The 21,539-nt window shown below is 52.5% G+C and carries 22 protein-coding genes; 21 read left to right on the top strand and 1 reads right to left on the bottom strand.

Features of this window, described 5'->3' with window-relative positions; genetic code table 11:
* Nucleotides 1–35 precede the first annotated feature (35 nt).
* Nucleotides 36–2,018 carry a BCCT family transporter gene (locus ACRC0P_RS04090; protein WP_438628513.1) on the bottom strand — a complete coding sequence of 661 codons (1,983 nt, stop codon included), beginning with the start codon at nt 2,016–2,018 and terminating at the stop codon, nt 36–38.
* Nucleotides 2,019–2,126: 108 nt separating this feature from the next.
* Here ACRC0P_RS04090 and arfB point away from each other — a divergent pair, with 108 nt between their 5' ends.
* The 21 genes from arfB (at nt 2,127) to ACRC0P_RS03985 (ending at nt 21,274) form a co-directional block, all read left to right on the top strand.
* Nucleotides 2,127–2,540: an alternative ribosome rescue aminoacyl-tRNA hydrolase ArfB gene (gene arfB / locus ACRC0P_RS04085; protein WP_438628512.1), complete on the top strand. Its 414-nt coding sequence runs from the start codon at nt 2,127–2,129 to the stop codon at nt 2,538–2,540.
* 114 nt (nt 2,541–2,654) lie between these two features.
* A complete protein-coding gene (locus ACRC0P_RS04080; RefSeq protein WP_438628511.1) occupies nt 2,655–3,707 on the top strand; it encodes an Ldh family oxidoreductase in 1,053 nt (350 codons plus the stop codon).
* Nucleotides 3,708–4,287: 580 nt separating this feature from the next.
* Nucleotides 4,288–5,499 carry an OprD family outer membrane porin gene (locus ACRC0P_RS04075; RefSeq protein ID WP_438628510.1) on the top strand — a complete coding sequence of 404 codons (1,212 nt, stop codon included), beginning with the start codon at nt 4,288–4,290 and terminating at the stop codon, nt 5,497–5,499.
* Nucleotides 5,500–6,169: 670 nt separating this feature from the next.
* On the top strand, nt 6,170–7,531 hold the full coding sequence (locus tag ACRC0P_RS04070; RefSeq protein ID WP_438628509.1) for an ABC transporter substrate-binding protein: 1,362 nt from the start codon (nt 6,170–6,172) through the stop codon (nt 7,529–7,531).
* Between the two features lie 66 nt (nt 7,532–7,597).
* Nucleotides 7,598–8,548: an ABC transporter permease gene (locus ACRC0P_RS04065; RefSeq protein WP_438628508.1), complete on the top strand. Its 951-nt coding sequence runs from the start codon at nt 7,598–7,600 to the stop codon at nt 8,546–8,548.
* Complete coding sequence (locus tag ACRC0P_RS04060) at nt 8,527–9,294, top strand: hypothetical protein (protein ID WP_438628507.1); 768 nt, start codon at nt 8,527–8,529, stop codon at nt 9,292–9,294. Before ACRC0P_RS04065 ends, ACRC0P_RS04060 begins: the two co-directional genes overlap by 22 nt.
* A gap of 21 nt (nt 9,295–9,315) precedes the next feature.
* A complete protein-coding gene (locus tag ACRC0P_RS04055; RefSeq protein ID WP_438628506.1) occupies nt 9,316–10,167 on the top strand; it encodes an ABC transporter ATP-binding protein in 852 nt (283 codons plus the stop codon).
* 2 nt (nt 10,168–10,169) lie between these two features.
* Entirely contained in the window at nt 10,170–10,769 is a 600-nt protein-coding gene (locus ACRC0P_RS04050; RefSeq protein WP_438628505.1) for an SCO family protein, read from the top strand.
* Complete coding sequence (locus ACRC0P_RS04045) at nt 10,766–11,257, top strand: copper chaperone PCu(A)C (protein WP_438628504.1); 492 nt, start codon at nt 10,766–10,768, stop codon at nt 11,255–11,257. The genes ACRC0P_RS04050 and ACRC0P_RS04045 overlap by 4 nt, the downstream gene beginning before the upstream one ends.
* Nucleotides 11,250–11,915 carry a c-type cytochrome gene (locus tag ACRC0P_RS04040; RefSeq protein ID WP_438628503.1) on the top strand — a complete coding sequence of 222 codons (666 nt, stop codon included), beginning with the start codon at nt 11,250–11,252 and terminating at the stop codon, nt 11,913–11,915. Before ACRC0P_RS04045 ends, ACRC0P_RS04040 begins: the two co-directional genes overlap by 8 nt.
* 139 nt (nt 11,916–12,054) lie before the next feature.
* Nucleotides 12,055–12,828: a GntR family transcriptional regulator gene (locus tag ACRC0P_RS04035; protein WP_438628502.1), complete on the top strand. Its 774-nt coding sequence runs from the start codon at nt 12,055–12,057 to the stop codon at nt 12,826–12,828.
* A complete protein-coding gene (locus tag ACRC0P_RS04030; protein ID WP_438628501.1) occupies nt 12,828–14,558 on the top strand; it encodes a fumarate reductase/succinate dehydrogenase flavoprotein subunit in 1,731 nt (576 codons plus the stop codon). The genes ACRC0P_RS04035 and ACRC0P_RS04030 overlap by 1 nt, the downstream gene beginning before the upstream one ends.
* A gap of 28 nt (nt 14,559–14,586) precedes the next feature.
* Nucleotides 14,587–14,820 carry a 4Fe-4S dicluster domain-containing protein gene (locus ACRC0P_RS04025; RefSeq protein WP_183459287.1) on the top strand — a complete coding sequence of 78 codons (234 nt, stop codon included), beginning with the start codon at nt 14,587–14,589 and terminating at the stop codon, nt 14,818–14,820.
* Between the two features lie 8 nt (nt 14,821–14,828).
* Entirely contained in the window at nt 14,829–15,803 is a 975-nt protein-coding gene (locus ACRC0P_RS04020) for a HEAT repeat domain-containing protein (RefSeq protein ID WP_438628500.1), read from the top strand.
* 2 nt (nt 15,804–15,805) lie between these two features.
* Entirely contained in the window at nt 15,806–16,144 is a 339-nt protein-coding gene (gene fdxA, locus ACRC0P_RS04015) for a ferredoxin FdxA (RefSeq protein ID WP_438628499.1), read from the top strand.
* A gap of 129 nt (nt 16,145–16,273) precedes the next feature.
* Nucleotides 16,274–16,594 (top strand): gamma-butyrobetaine hydroxylase-like domain-containing protein, encoded by a 321-nt coding sequence (locus tag ACRC0P_RS04010; RefSeq protein ID WP_438628498.1) that lies wholly within the window; start codon nt 16,274–16,276, stop codon nt 16,592–16,594.
* A complete protein-coding gene (locus ACRC0P_RS04005) occupies nt 16,587–17,615 on the top strand; it encodes a YeiH family protein (protein ID WP_438628497.1) in 1,029 nt (342 codons plus the stop codon). The genes ACRC0P_RS04010 and ACRC0P_RS04005 overlap by 8 nt, the downstream gene beginning before the upstream one ends.
* Before the next feature lie 23 nt (nt 17,616–17,638).
* On the top strand, nt 17,639–18,412 hold the full coding sequence (locus ACRC0P_RS04000) for a ferredoxin--NADP reductase (protein ID WP_438628496.1): 774 nt from the start codon (nt 17,639–17,641) through the stop codon (nt 18,410–18,412).
* A 64-nt stretch (nt 18,413–18,476) separates the two neighbouring features.
* Complete coding sequence (gene apbC, locus ACRC0P_RS03995; RefSeq protein ID WP_438628495.1) at nt 18,477–19,580, top strand: iron-sulfur cluster carrier protein ApbC; 1,104 nt, start codon at nt 18,477–18,479, stop codon at nt 19,578–19,580.
* A gap of 12 nt (nt 19,581–19,592) precedes the next feature.
* A complete protein-coding gene (locus tag ACRC0P_RS03990) occupies nt 19,593–20,345 on the top strand; it encodes an electron transfer flavoprotein subunit beta/FixA family protein (RefSeq protein WP_438628494.1) in 753 nt (250 codons plus the stop codon).
* Nucleotides 20,342–21,274 (top strand): electron transfer flavoprotein subunit alpha/FixB family protein, encoded by a 933-nt coding sequence (locus ACRC0P_RS03985; protein WP_438628493.1) that lies wholly within the window; start codon nt 20,342–20,344, stop codon nt 21,272–21,274. Before ACRC0P_RS03990 ends, ACRC0P_RS03985 begins: the two co-directional genes overlap by 4 nt.
* The last annotated feature ends 265 nt before the right edge of the window (nt 21,275–21,539 follow it).

The following is a 21,539-nucleotide window of genomic DNA, read 5'->3' as shown; positions in this document are numbered from 1 at the left end:
TTTGCCCAAGCGGGCTCCTACACCGCAGATGTCTTTCAGCGAACCGTGTGCAAAAACTGCAAATGCCGCTCGTACTGGGCGAGGATATTGGTGAGCAGCTGGTCCCTGGTCCAGCCCATGACGTCGTAGTCCTGGCCGCCTTCCTGCAGGTGCACTTCCGCACGGAAATATTTTTCCGGGGAGCCGTCGTCCACCTCGTCATTCAGTTCCGCGTCCGGATTAGGGGCGCTGGGCTTCAGGTGGGCCTTGGGATGTATGCCGTAGATGAAATCGATTTCCCCGCTCTGGAGCACTTCCAGGTAAACGGAGTGATTCACCTGGCTGACCGTTGCGGAAAAGCCGTTTTTCTCCATCTCGCGGGCAAATTCCCGCAGCGTCGGTTCCCCGACTTCGCGAATATACTCGCGAACTTCCTCCAGCGAGGGCAGGCGCACCAGGTTTTTCAGTCGCCGCCGCCAGGAGACCGGGCTGCCCAGGCTGGCGGGGGCCACCGGCGCGCTCTGTGCAATCCGCTTGGCGGTGTCCCTGCGCAGGGCCGCGATCAGGCCGTACATGGCCACCAGCAGTATTACGGAAAAGGGCAGCGCGCTGGCGATCACCGCCGTTTGCAGTGACTTTAGCCCGCCGGCCAGCAGCAGGGCAATGGCCACAACACCGATCAGGCCGCACCAGAAGATGCGCTGCCATACCGGCGTGTCGTCGCGCCCGTGGGAGGCGAGCATGTTTACCACCATGGCCCCGGAATCCGCCGAGGTCACAAAGAAGACCACCACCATCACCACCGCGAGCAAGGAAAAGAACCCCGACATAGGGAACTGTTCCAGGAACTGGAATAGCGCCAGCGACTCGTTCTCGCTCACTATCCGGCCCAGCGAGGTCAGCCCCTCGTCCAGGATCATATGAATGGCGGAATTGCCGAACACCGTCATCCACAACAGGGTGATCCCGGCGGGTACCAGCATGGCGCCGACGATAAATTCGCGAATGGTGCGCCCGCGGGAGATCCGCGCGATAAAAAGCCCCACAAAGGGTGACCAGGACATCCACCAGCCCCAGTACAGAATGGTCCAGCCCCCCAGCCAGTCGGTGGGCGCGTAGGCGTAGAGATTGAAGGTGCGGCTCACCAGCACCGAAAGGTAACTACCGAAATTCTGCACGAAAGTCTGCAGCAGGTACACGGTGCTGCCGAGCAGAAGTACCATCATCAGCAGCAATATCGCCAGCCCCATATTCAGCTGCGACAGCCGCTTGATGCCCAGGTCCAGGCCCATCACCACGGAGATGGTGGCCAGGATGGTGGTGATCACGATCAGTACCACCTGCGGCCCCGTGCCCACCGGAATATCGAACAGGTGATTGAGTCCGGCGTTGATCTGCAGCACGCCATAGCCCAGAGTAGTGGCCACGCCGCACACGGTGCCGACAATGGCGAAGACATCCACCGCGTGGCCAATGGGGCCGTGGATGCGCTCGCCGATCAACGGGTAGAGCGCCGAGCGCAGGGTGAGCGGCAGATCGTGGCGGTAGCTGAAATAGGCCAGGATCAGTGCGACGATGGCGTAGATGGCCCAGGCGTGCAGCCCCCAGTGGAAAAAGGTGAGTACCATGGCTTCGCGCGCGGCAGCCACGGTGCCGGTTTCACCCACCGGGGGCGACAGGTAGTGCATCACCGGCTCGGCGACACCGAAGAACAGCAGGCCGATTCCCATACCGGCGGAAAACAGCATCGCGAGCCAGGAGCCATAACCGTAATCCGGTTTCGAGTGTTCGGGCCCGAGCCTGATCTCGCCGAATCTGGATACACCGATCATCACTACACTGATGAGGATGATCGCCACTACCAGTACGTAGTACCAGCTCATATTGGCCACGATACCCGCCTGCACCGCCTTGAAGCGCGCGGTGGCGTCGTCGGCGAATAGCACTGCGTAGGCCACCAGCAACAGCAGTGCCCCGGTGGCCGTGTAGAATACCGGTGGGTCGAAATGCGCTTTTTTGTCGCTTTTGGGAGGCTTCATGGCTGTTATTCCTCGGTGCTGCTTGCGAGCGCGGCGGGTTAAAGGCGCTTATTCTAACGTAGCTGAGCCCCATACTTAAAATTTTCGCGAATAACCAGATGCTTTTTCATGATTGAAATTTCCAGGAATCTGAGGATAGCCGAATCCGAAGTGGAGCTGAGCGCGGTGCGCGCCCAGGGCGCCGGCGGCCAGAATGTCAACAAGGTGGCAAGCGCGATTCATCTGCGCTTCGATATCCGTGCCTCCTCGCTGCCGGAGGAAGTCAAGCAGCGCCTGCTGGCCCTGCGCGACCGGCGTATTTCTTCCGACGGTGTGGCCGTGATCAAGGCCCAGCGCTTCCGCACCCAGGAAAAGAACCGTGCGGATGCGCTGGAACGGCTCTGCGCCCTGATCGAAAAGGCGACCGGTACACCCAGGAAGCGCATCGCCACCAAACCCAGCAGGGCCGCGAAAGAGCGGCGGTTGAAGAACAAGACGCGGCGGGGGCAGGTGAAGGTGTGGCGTGGTAAGGTCAGTGAATAGGGTGGTTGGTGGTAAGTGTAGGGTGCGCCGCGCGCACCATGAACTCCAGCACTCCCCGGTGCGTACGCCGCACCCTACGGCTGCGGTTCACACAAACATCGAATAGGAGCTTTTATGTCTGTGCGCTACGACGCCGGTGAACTGCAGCAGTTTGCCACCGAACTCTTCAAGCGAGCTGGCCTTACCGGGGAGCGGGCCTCGGTGATGGCCGATGTTTTCCTGCAGGCGGATCTGCTCGGCTTCACCACCCACGGCCTCAACCGGGTGGCGAGCAACCTGCGGTGGCTGCTGGATGGCGAATCCCGACGCGAGGGGGAGCCGCGTGTGCTCGCCGACCGCGGTAACTGCTTCAACTGGGACGCCGACTTTCTGCCCGGCCCCTGGGTGCTCACCCAGGCGGTGGAGCAGGCGCTGGAGAGGCTGCCGGAGCAGGGAATGGTCACCGCCACCATTCGCCGCAGCCAGCACATCGCCTGCCTGGCCGCCTATCTGCCGCCGGTGGTCGAAAAGGGTTACGTGGCGCTGCTGACCTGTTCCACCCCTTCGGAGAGCACCGTCAGCGCCCAGGGTGGCATAGACCCGCTGTTTTCCGCCAACCCCATTGCCTTCGCCGCCCCCGCCGGGGAGTACCCGCTGTTGTTCGATATCAGCATGTCGGTCACCGCCGGAGGCTACGTCAGCCGGGCGCAACGGGAGGGCAGGAAACTGTCGGGCGAATACCTCAAGGACAGGGAGGGCAACCTGTCCGACGATCCGGCCGCCTTCGAAAACGGTGGCAGCATCCTGCCGGTGGGCGGCGCCGACCATGGATACAAGGGCGCGGCGCTCAGCGCCATGCTGGAGGTGCTGTCCATGGCCCTGGGCGGTTACGGTCGGGGAGACGAAGAATCGAAAGGAGACGATGAGGCCAACTCGGTATTTCTGCAGATTATCGATCCCGAGGCATTCGGCCCGCGGGCGGATTTTCTGCGCCAGACCAGGGCGCTGTGCCACCTGTGGGAATGCAGTCGCAGCGAGGGCGGCTCTCCGGCTCGAGTGCCCGGCCAGCGCGCCTGGGCCGCCCGGGCGCGACAGCTGGAGGAGGGGGTGGAGCTCTATCCCTCCATCATGAAGGACCTGGAGCCCTGGGCGGAAAAGCTGGGCGTAATGCCGCCCAAACCGCTTTGAAGGTTTGTGGGAGCCTGGTCGCAGACCAATAAGCGGTGGAACGTCAGCCTTTCGTCACTCCAACGAAATGATCTTGCCCACCAAGGACGGACACCCGTTAAGCGAGAAACTACGCACAGAAGTACCCCTCGGCACGATCATCCATCTCTCTCACAGCAGGGACTTCAACCTCCGAAAGTTACTTTCAAACGTTTCGGAGCACTCTTCCTACATCTATCTGAAAATATTTGACTGCCCCTTGCTGTAATTTCTGTGTTGGACTTGTACTAGTCGTTATAAACCTGTTGCCAGATTTGCACGAAGAGCTTCGTTTGTAGGGCATCGGTGGGCCAATGTAGGGCATCCAACGTCTGACAGAAGTGGGAGGATAGTTGTTGAGGCCGTAAAGAATCCCACTAAAAACTATTGAAATACAAGGCCTTGGTGTCAACTCAGGTCTCCAAAACCGCTTTTGGCATAGAAATCGCTTTATTAATACTGAGTCGTTATAACTTATTAGTACAAGTGGACTTCATTCAAACCGGGGCATTGCTCAACCGTGATGTAAGAGCAGCCTGAAATTTTCAGAATAGGGGGGTACATGAACACAATCAATAAGCTGATCCTGCTTGCAGGGGTATCAGGATGCTCTTCGCTGGCTTTTTCCGAAGAGCAATTAGGGGATATATTTGACAACGGAAGTCTGGATGGAAATATCAGAGCCTACTACAACATCCGGGAGTATGAGGATCGTACCGATGAAAGTGCTTTCTCCTTAGGGGGAGCGCTACGAGCTGAGACCGGTAAAGTAGGCCCGATCAAGATCGGTGCAGGATACTACACCGCTCAGGATCTTGGCACGAACGACGACGACCCAAACAAGGTGAATGGCCGTTTGGGCAGTGATCTGGAAGTGTTGGGGGAGGCCTACCTGAAATTTGATGCCGGGCATACCGTAGCTACCCTGGGGCGACAGAAAGTCAATACTCCTTTTGCCAACTCTGGCGATGCTTTCATTATCCCCTTTACGTTTCACGGGTACAGCGTCACCAATAAAAGCCTGAAAGATATCTCCTTCGAGGCCAACTATCTTAGTAAGATTAAGAACCGTAATAGTGAAACATTTGCGGACGTCAACTCGTGGACAGCAAACCGGTATGGGGTCGCTGCCCCTGCTGGAACAGGCAGCATGGCCAACCTGGGGGCTGTATACGGAGCCGGACCTGTCAATCTGGAGGCATGGTTCACCCGGCTTTCGGGATTCTTTGACACCCTGTACGTCAACGGTAGCTATAGCGCCTCAATCTCCGATAGTGTCAAACCCTTTGTGGGTCTGCAATATGCCGCGCAACGTGAAAGTGGTGACGAAATACTGGGCAGGGTCAATTCGAGCCTTTATGGCGTTAAATTTGGCACGGCACTGGGGCGCTCAAAGGTCACTTTGGCCTATAACAGTGTCACTACGGAGGAAACTGCTTTTCGGAATGGTGCATTTCTGGCTCCTTTCAGTTACTCCACCAGCCCGCTCTACACTAATAACATGCTGCAGACCTTGGAGAACGTGGATGCCGGTGAGGCATTAAAGCTAACCTTCAATCATAGTTTCTCCAGTAAAGTGAAAGTTAAATTTAGTTATGCGACCTTTGATTTCGATCAGGCAGCGAATCGGGAGGCGACAGATTTAGATGTGACCTATGCGCTCGACCAGTATCTGGAAGGTTTATCCTTTCGCTGGCGATTGGAGATAGTGACTTCCGATGTCGATTCTGTTGAACAAGTCAACCACCGGTTCCAGACACAGTTTGCCTTCTAAAAATTGTCGATAAGCTGATATTTTCTATCGCAAAGATCTGGCATAGGTATCTTATCTTTAAAGCTGCCTATGCCATTCTTGCTTTGTAACTGTTGAAAGCTTTCTCGAAGTCACCATATTTCCATTCCCAGAGTGGTATCTCTCCCTACCTTAGAGTTTGTTTCATAATCTCTCGTCTCTGAGCGTGACCGGGAGGAATGGTCCTTTGCGGGACCGTTGTGAATACGTCCTTGTACCTTCACCCCTTCACCGTCGGTGTCCATATCTCCGACAGTCCCGCAAGGGACCATCCCTATTCCAATCAATTTTATGACCGTTCTTTGTATTGTGGTACTCCTGGCGCCCGTCATTTCGTCCGCCTCAGTATCCATTTTCCGGGATGAGCTGTATTACTTGTATTGGCTCAGCGGAATGCATGTGGGTCGGTTGTGCGCCTATAGGGTGCGGGATCGCGGTGTGCGCGCAATGGCGGGGCATTTTCCTATATGGGGAAGATTCCCCAGGAATTAAAGAGACTCTGAAAATATTCAGAAAAAGGTTTATGAATTAACGACTTATACAGTCAGGGAAGCAAGGGGAGGATTTTCTGGCACGGCTTATGCTACTACTAGGTAGGTGGTTATAACATGGCAATACAAGTTAGCTAAATAAACCTTACCGGGGGATGACAATGACAATAACCAAGCTGTTCACAGCAATATTCATGGCCGCAGTTCTGGCGAATACGGCGAGTGCCGAGACGATACGCATTGCGATAGGGCACCAAAGTATGTGTACGGACACCTACACGGCGGGTATCGTCGTTAAGGAGTTGGGCCTGTTGGAGAAGCACCTTCCCAAGTCAGGAAAATATGCTGATGCTGATTACGAGATTTCCTGGAGTGATTATTCCTCTGGTGGCCCAATTACCAACCAGATGATGGCAAACAAGTTGAACTTCGGAGTAATGGGCGATTACCCGCTGATTGTGAACGGAGCCAAGTTTCAGGAAACACAATCTTTGCGCACCAAATATATCGCGGGTACTGGCTATAACCTGAAGGGTAGTGGCAATGCCATTGTCGTTCCCGTCGATTCCGATATTCACACCATTGATCAACTCGCTGGCAAGGAAGTATCGGTTCCCGTAGGTAGCGCAGCTTGGGGGATGCTGTTGAAAGCTATGCAGGACGAAGGGATTCCCGCGAAGGACTATGCCTTAAAGAATCAAAGTCCCGCCGTTGGAGCTGCGAATATTGCCTCTGGCCGAATTGATGCCCATGCGGATTTTTGTCCCTGGTCTGAGTTGATGGAATTTAGGGGGACTGGCCGCAAAATATACGACGGTAGGGAAACAGGTATACCTTATCTTCATGGTGTCGTTGTACGTGAAGACTTTCTGAATCAATACCCTGAAGTTGCCGTTGCCTTTATTAAAGCGGTGCATGAGGCGGGGCAATGGATCAAGGCGGATCCGGTCAAGGCAGTTGATATGATGGAGAATTGGACCGGTGTCGAGAAAGAAGTCCTCTATATCTATTTCTCACAAGGTGGACATCTTACGCTCGATCCGACCATTAAACCAAAATGGGTGGAAGCCCTGAAAGCGGATCACGGTGTCTTAACTAAAGAGATGAATATGCCCCCGCTCGATTTTGAAGAATGGGTGACGGAAGACTATCTGAAAGATGCGTATACTGATCTGGGTATCGATTACGATGCGGAAAAGAACACTATCGTTGATCCAGGTGTTGCCAACGCACAGTTGCCGGTGGAAATCTGGCACTCCAGCAAGGGAATCATATCCTACGCTTCAATAGCTGATTTTCTGAAGGCTATCAAAGAGTTCAGAGAAACAGGTGCAAAATTGAATGCTACCTACGTATACGATAAAGAAACGGGACTAAAACTTTTCGGTAAAACCGCGTTTTTTGTCAAATCTTCAGACGGTTTCAGAGCTTTCCTGAGAAAGCCGGATGCCGATAACTATGCAGTGAAGAACAAAGGTTTGGTTATGCAACTGGAAGAGGCCATCGAAGATTTCGCCAGTTAAACATGATACGCCGGCAGCGATATAAATTATCTGCTGATTATAGAACGTTAGTGAATGGTGGCAGTAATGAGTACATTGTTATCTGATAAAGCTATCAGTATGGATATCCCTGAGGGTTGCGACAGGTCAGTCGATCCTGTCAAGGATGGGTCCGAAATCAGTAATGATTCGGGTCAGGCGCGGGAAAGCGCCATTGAAAACAAATCCGATAGCAGACTGAATGATTTGTTTTTAAGGTATTTTAATCCCGATAAGATCAAGATGGTCGGCATTGGATCCGTGTCGGTAATAGCAGGGGTGCTGATCTGGCATTACGCAACCAAGTACAACTTTAACTATTTCATCAACTTTGAAAATGTCCCGTCTCCGGGAACGGTTGGGTCTGCATTCTTTGTACATGGTGCTGATTCAGAATTTCACACGCATATTCAGGTTAGCATCAAACGAATTCTCATTGCCTATTCACTGGCGGTGATCCTGGGGATTGTGATTGGGGTTATGGTCGGCAGGTCCCGATCCGCGAGAGCCGCCGTTCTTCCATACATAGAGGTACTGCGGCCCATACCGGCAGTTGCCTGGATTCCCCTGGCCATCCTTATGTGGCCAACAGAAGAGTCATCCATTATTTATATCACGTTCCTGGGAGCTCTGTTTCCGATCATCCTCAATACCGTTCACGGCGTTGAACAGACGCCAAAAGTACTTGTGCGGGCAGCTCTGTCCTTGGGAGCCACCCGCCTGGATATTTTCTGGCATGTGGTTTTGCCGGCAGCTCTGCCCAGTATTGCTGCGGGGCTTGCCATTGGTATGGGAGTGAGCTGGTTTTCACTGCTGGCGGGCGAAATAATTTCCGGACAGTACGGTATCGGATATTTTACCTGGAACGCCTATTCACTGATTAACTATCCAGACATTATCGTTGGAATGCTTGTTATCGGTGGCCTGGGGTCCCTGTCCACATATCTGGTCCGTCTGGCTATGGCCCCATCACTGCGATGGAAAAAGACCACACACTAGCTGGCGACTATATGGGGAGATTCAGGATTAGCCTTCATCTGGCTCGAAGAAATAAAGCGCTTTGGCTTGGTATCAGTGCGGGATTTACACTGCTGTATTACACAGTGTTGCTTCTGGCACCGATGATAAAGTTCCAACAGTGGCCAAACTACGTTACTACTTATAATTGGCTCGAGAATACGGGAAGAATTATAGCCTCTACACCATCGTGGGCAGATAGACTGACGATAATTAAAGATGAATGGCTGTTTGAGATCGGATATATGAACCATGACTTCGGTATCGGGATATCGCAATGGAGTTTATTTGTAGCACCGGCAAAGATACTGGAGATAATGGCATTCGGCGCTTTTCTTGGGGTGCTCTTCCTGATTATCCGCAGTATCGGCGAAGTCAGCTGTTCAAAGCGGCATCTGTGGGCCGCGCAAGCCACAGGGGGAGTAGGTGCTGGTCTTGTTGCGTTGACCTCGATTTCACTTTCCTGGGTAGTCTGTTGTGCCACCCCTAGCTGGGTGGTCGGTCTGGCCATGATGGGCTTAGGGGTCTCAACTTCCTTATGGCTTGAACCCATAGGGTGGTGGTTACATATGGCTGGATTTGGATTGTTGTTATCAGCATTATACGTTGCCGCCGGATATTTACCTGATATAGATAAAAACGTAGATGCTCACCCCGACAGCCCCTCTCCCCTTTTGTGGGATAGGTTAGCGAGAGGGGAGAGCAGTCACGATAAAACTAGAACCTAGACCCTGGAGTTGGAGCAAGTAATGAATATGAAGCTCGTAGTGGAGCCGGATCCAAGAACACAGCCCGGTCGAAAAAAAGCGAACGGCCGGGGACATATAGAAATTGATAACGTCACGATTGATTTTAGATCAGGGACAACCTTCAATAGAGCCGTTGAAAAAACCACCTTAGACATACAGCCCGGGCAATTTGTCTGTATTCTCGGGCCGTCAGGTTGTGGTAAATCAACGTTACTTAATTCTGTCGCTGGTTACGTGCAGCCAACCACCGGCCAGGTATTGGTGGACGATCGTCCGGTGACCGGTCCGGGGCCGGACCGGGGAATGGTATTCCAACAATATTCATTATTCCCGTGGAAAACCGTTCATCAAAACATAGCATTCGGTCCAAAGTTGGCCGGCCGTAGTTCGCGTGAGTGTGATTCCATTGCCAATACCCTGTTGTCGATGATAGGGCTGAGCAAAATCGCGAATAAACTGCCCGGCGAGCTATCTGGTGGTATGCAGCAAAGGGTCGGTATAGCTCGGGCGCTGGCTAACTATCCCGATGTGTTACTGATGGATGAGCCGTTTGGTGCCTTGGATGCTCAAACCCGCCTGATTATGCAAGAGAGCCTGCTGGATATCTGGTCGGAATTTGAAATCACGGTGTTGTTCGTAACTCATGATGTTGACGAAGCAATCTTCCTGGCCGATAGGATCCTGATTATGAGTACCAGCCCGGGATCCATTATCGCTGACCTGAGTGTGAATTTGGAGAGGCCGAGAAAGGGAGATCTGGCGACCAGTGATGAGTTCGTGAGGCTTAAGCGAAAGTGTCTTTCATTTATTCGCCAGGAGAGCCTTAAGGCATTTTCAGAGTTGGGGGAGTGATAATGAGAATTATATGGGCGCTTGTTTCCTGTCTGATTCTTTGTGGATTTTCAGAAGCTCATGGCTCGGGAGAGAAAAACCGGATTTTCAAGGATTCCAGGCCTCTCCCCGAGTTCTCGCTGCTGGATCAGCACAGAAAGACCTACGACTTGGATCGACTGAAGGGAAGATGGGCGCTGATATTTATCGGCTTTACATCCTGTCCTGATGTTTGCCCGGTAACTCTCATGAAGCTGGAAGCTGTTCGAGCAGAGTTGGGATTGCAGTTCTCCCCGTCCCGAATTCCAGAAATCGTATTCTTGGCGGTGGACCCGCAGCGGGATGCACCGGTTCTGGCGGAGTACCTGGCCCACTTCCACCCTGACAATGTTGGCATTACGGGTCCGACGGAGCAGATTGATACTCTGGTATCCGGCATAGGTGGCTTTTACCGGCTGGGTAAACCTGGGCGCGGTAGTGCTCACTATGACGTCACGCACACCGCAGCCATAGCGGTAGTCAACCCGAAAGCTGAACTGGTGGCAGAGATAAGTCAACCCCTAGATGTACAGGAAGTTTCGGAATTTCTAACTCATTTGATCCGAAGAGGAAAAAGACCATGAGAAGGCTGTCACCTGTGTGTACCTTCGCTATAGCTCTGGCGATGACCCACTGGGCGAATGGTGCTGATAGGGAAGATGTTCACCCGACCTCCGAAGTGATTATTGCGGACGCCTGGCAGCCAGACGCACCTTCTTTGGTGAAGGCAGGCTATTTTACCTTGACAAACACTTCATCAGAAAAAATTACTCTGATAGAGGTAATGAGTTCAGCGTTCGAGTCGGTTGAAATGCACCGCTCCGTTGTGGTGGAGGGAATAGCCGGTATGGAGGCATTGGAGCGCCTGAGTATAGCTCCTGGAGAAACGGTAAAGTTTGAACCGGAATCTCTACATCTAATGATGCAAAAGCCGAAGCGGACGCTTGGTGAGGGTGATCATATTGATGTCGCTCTGGTGTTCAGCAATGGCGCAACCAAATCATTCACAATGCCTGTCAAGACCCGCCGGGCCGGATATGGCTCAGCTTCCCATGAGGGGCATCATGAGTAAGCTCCCTTTCCTGCAACTGCCTCTTGTTGCTCTGGCCCTTTTGGGTGGGGCTATTGGCAATGCGGGAATGATCGACAAGAAGGGGATGGCACCTTGGGAAACCTGTGCCCTGTGCCACGGCGCGGACGGCATTAGTCATGCGGACAAGTTCCCCAAGCTTGCCGGGCAAAAAGAAGCTTACATTGCCCGCCAGGTTCTGGATTTTTCAACGGGTAGAAGGAGCAACGACAACGGCCAGATGCGTTCAATCCTCTCTGAACTGGAGTCGGGAGAGTTGGAGCGTGTCGCCAGTTATTTTGCACGGCTTCCCCCGCCCGAGGCCGGTCTGGAGGACCTGGACACCCCCCTGGATAGCAGACGCTACAACCTGGGGCGATCAACATTCTGCACCGGTCGGGACGATGTCCCCGCCTGTATCGGCTGCCATGGCAGCGGCGACCCTTCAATGCCCTGGCTCGATGCCCAACACCGTCAGTATCTGCGCAAACAGATTATTGATTTCAAAGAGGGTGTGCGCAACAACGATAAGGGTATGGCAATGCAAAAAGCGGTCAGAGAGCTTACTGGGGAGGAAATTGAAGCCGTTGCTTATTACTTGTCATTGACGCGTTTTGAACGCGCCAAAAACAAGTTCTCGTGCACTTCAATAGAGCGCTGAAGCGCACTGAAAAGGGGCATGTTAAATCAGGTTTTAGCGGATGCAGCGGTTAGGCGAAATTTCCCTAAAATTAGCTTATATTTTGCTTGTTATAACAAGTTATAATAAGTAGTATAGAAGGCTACAGGAGGCAGAATTTATGAAACCACTGCAACCGAAAGATATGTCACATCAACCTCTTTATCTGCAGATAAAAGAGGCGCTGAAAAGGCAAATCCTCGCGGGAGAATATGCGCCTTACCAGCGTATGCCCTCGGAAAGTGAGCTAATGAAGAACTTCGGCGTGAGTCGTATTACAGTTCGGCAGGCCCTGAGAGATCTGCACAGTGAAGGGCTTATTTTCTCAGCGCAGGGAAAAGGTACCTTCGCCAGCAAACCCAAGGCGACCCAGGACATTAAGCACTTGCAGGGATTTGATGAGGCAATGAAGCCCCAGGGCTATGAGACGTCTGCACGCCTGGTCAGCATTCGCGAAACGAGCGTGAGTAAGAATGTGCAGGAAAATCTGGGGCTTACTGCCAAGGAAAGGGTAGTGGAAGTTGTGCGTGTTCGATACCTCAATCGCGAACCGGTGTCAGTGGACAGCTCCTACTTCCCGATGGCCATTGGTACAGGGCTTTTCTCGAAGGATCTGAGCCAGGACATATTTCCGATGCTGGAAAATCAGCTTGGAATAGAACTCGGTGAGGCTGAAATAAGCCTGGAAGCGCGCCCTGCAGATGCGGACGTTGCCAAGTTTCTAAAAATAGAACCGGGCAGCCCGATTATGTGGGTGGAGCGGTTGACCCGTGACAGCACCGGCCAGCCTATTGATTTCGAATATCTCGCTTTCCGCGGCGATTCCTACAAATATCGCTTCCAGATACAACGCGATCCTTCAAAGAACGCTTCCATCCAAGAGGATAATAAGTAATGGCAATTCCCGATGACATAAAAGTTATGGATGTTGATGTATTGGTTATTGGCGGCGGCACGGCCGGCCCAATGGCTGCCGTCACTGCAAAAGAGAAAAATCCAGATGCGAGCGTCATGCTTCTGGAAAAGGCCAACGTTAAGCGTTCCGGTGCCATCAGTATGGGTATGGATGGCTTGAATAACGCCGTTGTTCCCGGCCATTCAACTCCGGAAGACTACGTGAAAGAGATCACCATAGCTAACGATGGGATTCTCCTCCAAAAAGGCGTCATGGCTTACGCGCAGCGTTCCTACAGTATGATTCAGAAGCTGGATAAATGGGGTGTTTACTTCCAAAAGGATGAAACAGGCGAGTTTGACATGAAAAAGGTACACCACTTGGGTACCTACGTGTTGCCAATGCCGGAGGGACACAATGTCAAAAAGATTCTTTACCGTCGCCTCCGGCGCCATCGGGTCAAGGTCGAGAACCGCTATCAGGCTATCCGTCTTCTGAAGGATGAAGCCGGTGTGGTGAGTGGCTGTATCGCGTTGGGTACGCGGGACGCCGAAGTGATTGTGGTTCGGGCAAAAGCTGTGATCATGTGCAGTGGCGCGGCCGGCCGTATTGGTCTGCCCGCGTCAGGCTATCTGTTCGGCACCTACGAGAATCCCTCCAACTGTGGTGACGGCCACTCCATGGCCTACCATGTGGGTGCCGAACTGACCGGTTTGGAATGCTACCAGATCAACCCCTTGCTCAAGGATTACAACGGACCGGCCTGTGCCTATGTTACCGGGCCCCTGGGCGGCTATACCGCCAATGCCAAGGGTGATCGCTTCATAGAGTGCGATTACTGGAGCGGGCAGATGATGATGGAGTTCTACAATGAACTCCAAGGCGGGAATGGCCCTGTGTTCCTGAAGCTGGACCATCTGGCCGAGGAAACTATTCAGGAAATTGAGCACGTTCTGCACACCAATGAGCGTCCCAGTCGTGGCCGTTTTCACGATGGTCGTGGCACGGACTACCGAACAAAGATGGTGGAAATGCACATTTCGGAAATTGGTTTCTGTGCGGGCCACTCCGCTTCGGGAGTTTGGATCAACGAAAAGGGCGAAACGAGTGTGCCGGGTCTGTATGGGGCTGGCGATATGGCCTCTATTCCACACAGTTATATGCTGGGGGCTTTCGTTTACGGAGAAATCTGCGGCGAAAATGCGGTGGAGTTTGCGCGTGAGCGCGATGTTCCGAAGCTGGATGAAGACTACATTATTGCGGAACGAGATCGTATTCTGGCGCCGTTAAAACGCACTGACGGGATACCGCCCAGCCAGTTTGAGTACAAAGTTCGCCGTTTGGTTAACGATTATCTTCAGCCACCCAAGGTAAGCAAAAAAATGGATATCGGACTTGCCCGTATACGGGCAATGGAAAATGATATTCCCTATTTGTACGCCCGTGATCCCCATGAGCTACTGCGTGCAAACGAAGCGCAGCACATTTTTGATTGCGCACAGATGGCGGCTGTTGCATCCCTTTATCGACAGGAGAGTCGCTGGGGCCTGTACCACAACTATGTCGATTACCCCGAAACGGACAATGAAAGCTGGTTCTGTCATGTCCAGTTGTTCAAAGACGAGAACAATAATATGACATGTCGGAAAAGAGAGATTGAGCCGTACGTTGTAGAGCTCGATGAGGAAGAGAAGAATGCCTATCAACAGTTGCGAGTGCAAGCCGGCTAACCATTAGCGGACATTCAGGAGAAAATTTATGCCAACTGCATCCCAAATTTCTATGGTTCCCGTCGTCGTGGATGACGATAAATGTATCGCCGATAAGGGTTGTCGAACCTGTATCGATGTCTGCCCGTTAGATGTGTTGTGGATCAATGAAGAAACCGGAAAAGCACACATGAAGTACGACGAGTGCTGGTACTGCATGCCCTGTGAGGCGGATTGCCCAACAGACGCCGTTACAGTGAACATCCCTTATTTGCTGAGTTGAGGTGAACGATGTCCGATTATTCAAATCCTTTGTCGGGTTCATTGGCCGAGCGCTTGCGAGATTCCGACCCGGGTATACGTCGTGTGGCGGTGCTGGACCTGGTAGATAGTCCGGAAGAAGAGGCTGTCGAATTGCTCATTGCCGCATTGGGTGATGAAGATGAGGCGGTGCGGATGGAAGCGGCAAGAATGATTGATGAGTTCGAGCCGCGCGACATGATGGATGCGCTTGTGGGAGCTTTAACCTCGGACGACCAGAACGTACGCAATGCCGCCGCCAACGCTCTGGCCGACTTAAAGGACGATGATGCCGCGCCGGCCTTGATAGAGGCGCTTCAGGAGAGCGACCCTTTTGTACTGGCTTCTATTCTTCGCTCACTTAAGCAGCTACGGCTCAAGGAGGCCAGGCCGCATGCGCTTCGGTTTCTGGACCATAGCGATGCCAACGTGCGACGCGAAGCTGTCGGTGTTCTGGGCTACCTACAGGAAAATGAAAATCTACCGCAGTTAATATCTATCGCGGGTACGGACGCCGATCCGGAAGTGCGCCGCGCAGCCATCGGCACTCTGGTTTACGCTGATCCGGGTCAAGTGGAAAAAGCACTGATTAATGGCCTTTCAGACGCTAACTGGCTTGTTCGGTCAGAAGCGGCCAAGAGCATAGGCCGCTTGGGTGTTGCGGCGGCGGTCGACTCGTTAATGACAGCGGTTACGGATGACGCAATGTGGCAGGTTCAGGAAAAGTCAGCGGAAGCCCTGGGTAAGATTGGCCTGGCCGCCGCTTTGCCGGCCCTGGCCAAGTGCGCCTCCGATCCCATCAGCAACTTGCGCAAGGCGGCGGTAGCCGCTACCGGTGAGATTGCCCGGCCGGAGGGGATGCCTATTGTCGAAGAAGCCCTTAATGACAATGACCCGGATGTCAGGAAGCTGGCTCGATGGGCCAAAGCAAAAATTGAATCCAATGTGGCTGGAATTGGAGGTTAGTTATGACGTTCGTTGTAACCGAGCAATGCATCAGATGTAAATTTACCGATTGTGTGGATGTTTGCCCTGTCGATTGCTTCCATGAAGGCCCAAATTTCCTGGTGATTGACCCGGAAGTCTGCATTGACTGTGCTCTGTGCGTCCCTGAGTGTCCGGTCGATGCAATCTTCGAGGAGGGTGAGTTGCCGGAGGAGTTTGCCGACTTTGTCGAAATCAACGCTGAGTTGGCCACGCGATGGCCAGAGATATCTTCGACGAAGGACCCGTTACCGGATGCGGACGAATGGGCTGATAAGCCCGATAAGCGTCAGTTCCTGGTATTGGACGCTGAGCAGGTTTAACTTTGCAGCAACTTGTCATAACAAGTTGTTGCAAGTCTCGCGTCGAGGCGCTTTGTATGTCGCACTTAAGCTCAAGCACGTCGGGGTTTGAAGGCAGCGGATGGCTCGCTCAGAGATAGAGGTGTACGCATGAATGAAGTGTTGTATCCACCGATCCAGGTCACCCTCGATAAAGCTGCGGGTGAACTCAGAATTGTCTGGAAAGGCGGAGAGAAGAGTCATATCGCCGGAAGCGAATTGCGCCGTTATTGCGCCTGTTCCAGCTGCCGGGCGCGCAAGGTGGTGGGTGTTGTGCTTGTTACGGAGTCGACCGAGATTTGCTCCGCCAGGCTGATGGGAAATAACGCACTGCAGATTGAATTTTCCGATGGCCATGATCGTGGGATCTACCCCTGGCCCTATTTGTTCGCCATAGGTCAGGGGCTTGCACAGGATTATCTTGATGAGTGAATTGGAGGCTGTAAAAACAAGGTATATTTGGAGGTCCGCCACCAGCGCCAGACAAAAAATTATCGAGTACCTTCCGGGGATATCGTTTTGTCTGTTACTTGTTTTGGGGGCCAGCTATCTCTCTGATCATTATGGAATGTCAAAAATACTCGGAGCGCTGCTTCTGGGCATGGCGTTCCAGGCTATATCCCAGTATCAGGAGTTTTCCCCGGGCCTGGATTTCTGCGCAAGAACGGTACTACGGGCTGGCGTGGCGATTCTGGGAATCCGGATTAGCTTCGATCAAATGACAGAGTTGGGAGTCGCGCCATTGATACTGGTCAGCACAGCGGTGACCGGCACTATAATATTTAGCATAGTTCTTGCCAGACTTTTTAAGATTGACCCTGTCAGGGGCATTATTTCGGGCGCAGCCGTTGGAATCTGCGGAGTTTCGGCCGCACTGGCCGTGGCATCGGTACTGCCGAGTAACAAGGCAATTGAAAAGCACCTGTTGTGTACTGTCGTGGCGGTAACCGGTATCAGTACCATCTGCATGGTCCTCTACCCGGGGCTGCTGACCAGCATGGGAATGACACCGGAACAGATGGGCTTGTTTATCGGGGCAAGCATTCACGACGTTGTTCAGGTTTTTGGCGCAGGTGAGATGATCTCGCCTGACGTTGCGGAGCTGGCCACCTACACAAAGATGCTGCGGATCGCTTTGCTTGTACCCACAGTTGTCATACTGGCGCTGATTTACCACAAGCCTGAGGCGAAAGCCGGTGGTTTTAGTCGGGTTGTCCCTCCGTTTCTCGTGGCGTTTGTTGGTTTTGTGATCCTCGCAAACGTCCAGGTACTTCCCCGGGAGGGTTGGGTACTACTCGGTGATATTTCGCAGGCCTGTCTGTGGATGGCGATGGCTGCATTGGGGGCCAAAACCAACCTGGTTGACCTCTGGCGTATTGGTGGAAGGCCGTTGTTGTTGATAATCATTAATACCCTGTTCATTGCGGCGATGTCTTTGCTTTTGATTATTTAAATAGATACGAGAGGAGATTTGACGTGGCGAATTTAATGAAAGAGAGTATTACTGAAGTACATCACTGGAACGACACGTTGTTCAGTTTTAAGTCAACGAGGGATAGATCATTCCGATTCAAGAATGGTCACTTTACCATGATTGGCCTGGATAACGGCGGCCGTCCCCTGGTTCGCGCTTACAGTATTGCCAGCGCCAATTACCAGGATGAGCTGGAATTTTTCAGCATCAAAGTCCCAGATGGTCCGCTGACGTCGCGACTTCAACATCTTAAAGTGGGCGACGAAATTTATGTTAGCAGCAAGCCAACAGGAACTTTGACGATAGACAACTTGCTCCCGGGAAAGAATCTTTATTTGCTAAGTACAGGAACTGGTCTGGCGCCTTTCCTGAGTATTATTCGGGACCCGGAGACCTATGAGGCATACGACAAAGTCATCTTGACGCACGGTGTTCGGAGAGTTAATGAGTTGGCCTATAGAGAGCTGATTACTGAACATTTGCCAGAGCATGAATATCTGGGAGAGGACGTGAGGGAGAAGCTTATCTATTATCCGACTGTGACCCGGGAAGATCACCAGTACCAGGGCCGGCTGACGGATCTGATCAACTCCGAAAAGCTGTTCGATGATATTGCTATGCCGCCTTTCAATCCGGAGGTGGATCGCGTGATGTTATGTGGAAGCCCCTCAATGTTGAAAGACTGCGCCGGAATTCTGGATAGTTTGGGCTTTATCGAAACTCATCATGGAAAGTTGGGAAGTTATGTCATTGAGCGCGCATTTGTCGAAACTTGAATTATAGGCTGTCACCGAACACACCGCACAGGATACCATTTGGTATGGAAAGATGAGGACGCTTATGTCAGAGGTAACCGAAGCAGGTATACGCAGGGCATTAGGGGAGATTGGGTATAGTTCCTTTGGCTCCAGCTACATTGAGATGGAAGCAATAGAGTCAATCAATATTGGTGAAAGGGGCGTGGATCTGTATCTGAAAGTTGGTTTGCAGATGCAATCGAAGAGCAATCTTTTGGCAATGACACTCAGCAATGAACTGGAGAAATCCGGTATTCCAGGGGTTACCGTGCATATTAACAGTGAGGTATTTGCCTCGCCGCTGATCGCCCGCCAGGGACATCTCAAGGACGTAAAGAACATTGTTATGGTGGCGTCGGGAAAGGGGGGCGTAGGCAAGTCGACAACCTCTGTGAACCTAGCTCTGGCATTGCAGGCCGAAGGGGCCAAGGTAGGCATACTTGATGCGGATATATATGGCCCGAGTTTGCGCACCATGTTGGGAATCGATAACCATATAAAGCCGGAACTTGTAGATCAGAAATATGTAAGTCCAGTCAGGAAGTACGGTTTGAAGTCCATGTCGGTTGCGTTCATGTCGGAAGATAAAACGCCGATGATATGGCGGGGACCTATGGCGGTGAGAGCTCTGCAGCAATTGTTGGAAAATACTCTGTGGGGAGACCTTGATTACCTGATAATCGACATGCCCCCCGGAACGGGAGATATTCACATATCTCTAGCACAGAAAGTCAATGTGTCCGGCGCGATAGTGGTTACTACTCCTCAGGAAATGGCAGTAATTGATGCGCGCAAGGGGCTGGAAATGTTCAATAAGGTTTCAATCCCGGTATTGGGAATTGTTGAGAACATGGCCACGCATCGATGCTCAAATTGTGGCTTTGAGGAAACTGTCTTCGGTTCCGGTGGGGCTCAGCATCTGGCTGATAGTTACCAGGTGCAGTTGCTTGGAACTTTGCCGTTGGATAAGCAAATCAGAACTGATGTGGATTCCGGATCGCCTACGGTGGTTGAATCGCCCGGCAGTACTTTGGCGCAGTCCTATATTGCGCTGGCCCACCAGGTAGGCATTGAGGTTTGGAAAACCAATAGGCGCGGCGCTGCTGCGCCCGAGATACAGATTGTTGATTCACTACAGATTAAATGAGGCCTTAGAACCATGAAGATCCTTGTGCCCGTAAAGCGCGTTATTGATTACAACGTAAAAGCACGACCTAAGGATGATGGGTCTGATGTCGATCTGAGCATGGTAAAGATGGGGCTCAATCCATTTTGTGAAATTGCTATTGAGGCGGCTCTGAGAATCAAGGATGAGAACGACCAGTGCGAAGTGATAGCTGTATCTGTTGGTGAGAAGCAGGCGCAGGAACAGATTCGCACAGCCCTGGCCATGGGCGCCGATCGGGGAATATTGGTCGAAGCAGGTAGCCCCCTGGAGCCGTTGGCAGTTGCCAAATGTTTGAAAATCATAGCTGACAGGGAATGTCCGGATCTACTTATTTTTGGTAAGCAGGGTATTGATAGCGACAATAACCAGACGGGACAAATGGTTGCCGGACTTTGTGGCTATCCTCAGGGTACTTTCTGCTCAGCCATTGATATTATCGGTGATGTGGTTGCTATAACGCGGGAAATAGACGGTGGTTCAGAAGTTTGGGAACTGCCGCTGCCAGCGGTGTTAACGGCGGACCTTCGCCTCAATGAGCCGCGTTATGCCTCTTTACCCAACATTATGAAAGCTAAGAAAAAGCCTCTGGAAGTCATGGCGCTGAGTGGTCTCGGAGTGGATGCCCGTGCCAGACAAACATTGTTGGGTGTCAGTCTTCCGTCCGAGCGTAAGCCTGGAATAAAGGTTGACTCGGTGACCGCTCTGATTGAAAAGCTGAAGAACGAGGCTAAGGTGATTCTATGAAGGTATTGATTATTGCGCAGCACAGCGAAAGTATTCTGGATGCGAATACTCTGAACGTTATTAGGGCGGCACAGGCGATCAGCGAGGACATCAGCCTGTTGGTGGCCGGTTGTGAGTGCCGGGCAGTTGCGGAGGACGCCCGTTATCTAGAAGGCGTGACCAATGTGATACTTGCTGACCACTCTTGCTACGAATCATCGTCGGCAGAAAACCTGGCTTCACTCGTGGCGGAGGTCGCGCCCCCCTATAGTCATATTCTCGCTCCCGCCAGCACATTCGGGAAGAACCTTATGCCGAGGTTGGCGGCGTTGCTGGACGTTCAGCCACTTACTGATGTTTTGCATATTGAAGATACTGATATTTTTCTTCGACCCATATATGCAGGAAACCTGATTGCGAGAATCCAGTCGAATGACAAAGTCAAGGCTATGACCGTCCGCACATCGGCTTTTCCTCCTGTCACGCGAAGAACGGAAGCCTGCACTTTAGAGGTTCTGAATAAGGCTTTCGATCTGCAGCTCTCCCGTCGTACTAAGATTGAAGTCGGACGATCAGACAGGCCCGACCTGGGTACCGCAAGCGTGGTGGTTTCCGGCGGGCGGGCAGTCGGCAGCAGTGAGAATTTTAAATTGCTGTATTCTTTGGCGGACAAGCTCAATGGAGCGGTCGGCGCCTCCCGGGCAGCGGTGGATGCGGGATTCGTACCCTACGATTTGCAGGTGGGCCAGAGCGGTCGCGTGGTGGCCCCTGAGCTGTATATAGCAGTGGGGATTTCTGGAGCTATCCAGCACATCGCTGGAATGAAGGATTCGAAAGTGGTGGTTGCAATCAACAAAGATGCTGAAGCCCCTATTTTTGATATCGCGGATTATGGTTTGGTTGCAGACCTGTTTGATGCCTTACCAGAGTTGGAAGCGCAATTGTGTTAGCAAGCTATTGAAAACACTGGGAGGGGCATTTTGGCCATCAGGCTGGTTATGGCCATTGGGACCGGGCCTCAAAGGCATTAAGTTAAGGCGGGCGGCCTGCTACCGGGGGTTCTTTGCGGGACATGCTGATAGTGGATGCTCCCAGATCTTCCCGACGTTGCGGCGAGCGTGGCGCCGGCCCGGGTTCTCCTTTTGTGTCCCGTTCTGGCGCCCTGTAGAGGGGAACGGATTGCCTTGCGGTATTATCGTCTCTTAAACTGCGTGC

Source organism: Microbulbifer sp., from assembly GCF_051659245.1.
Taxonomy (GTDB): domain Bacteria; phylum Pseudomonadota; class Gammaproteobacteria; order Pseudomonadales; family Cellvibrionaceae; genus Microbulbifer.
Note: the sequence above shows the minus strand (reverse complement) of the source record. Positions and strands in the feature narration are given on the sequence as shown.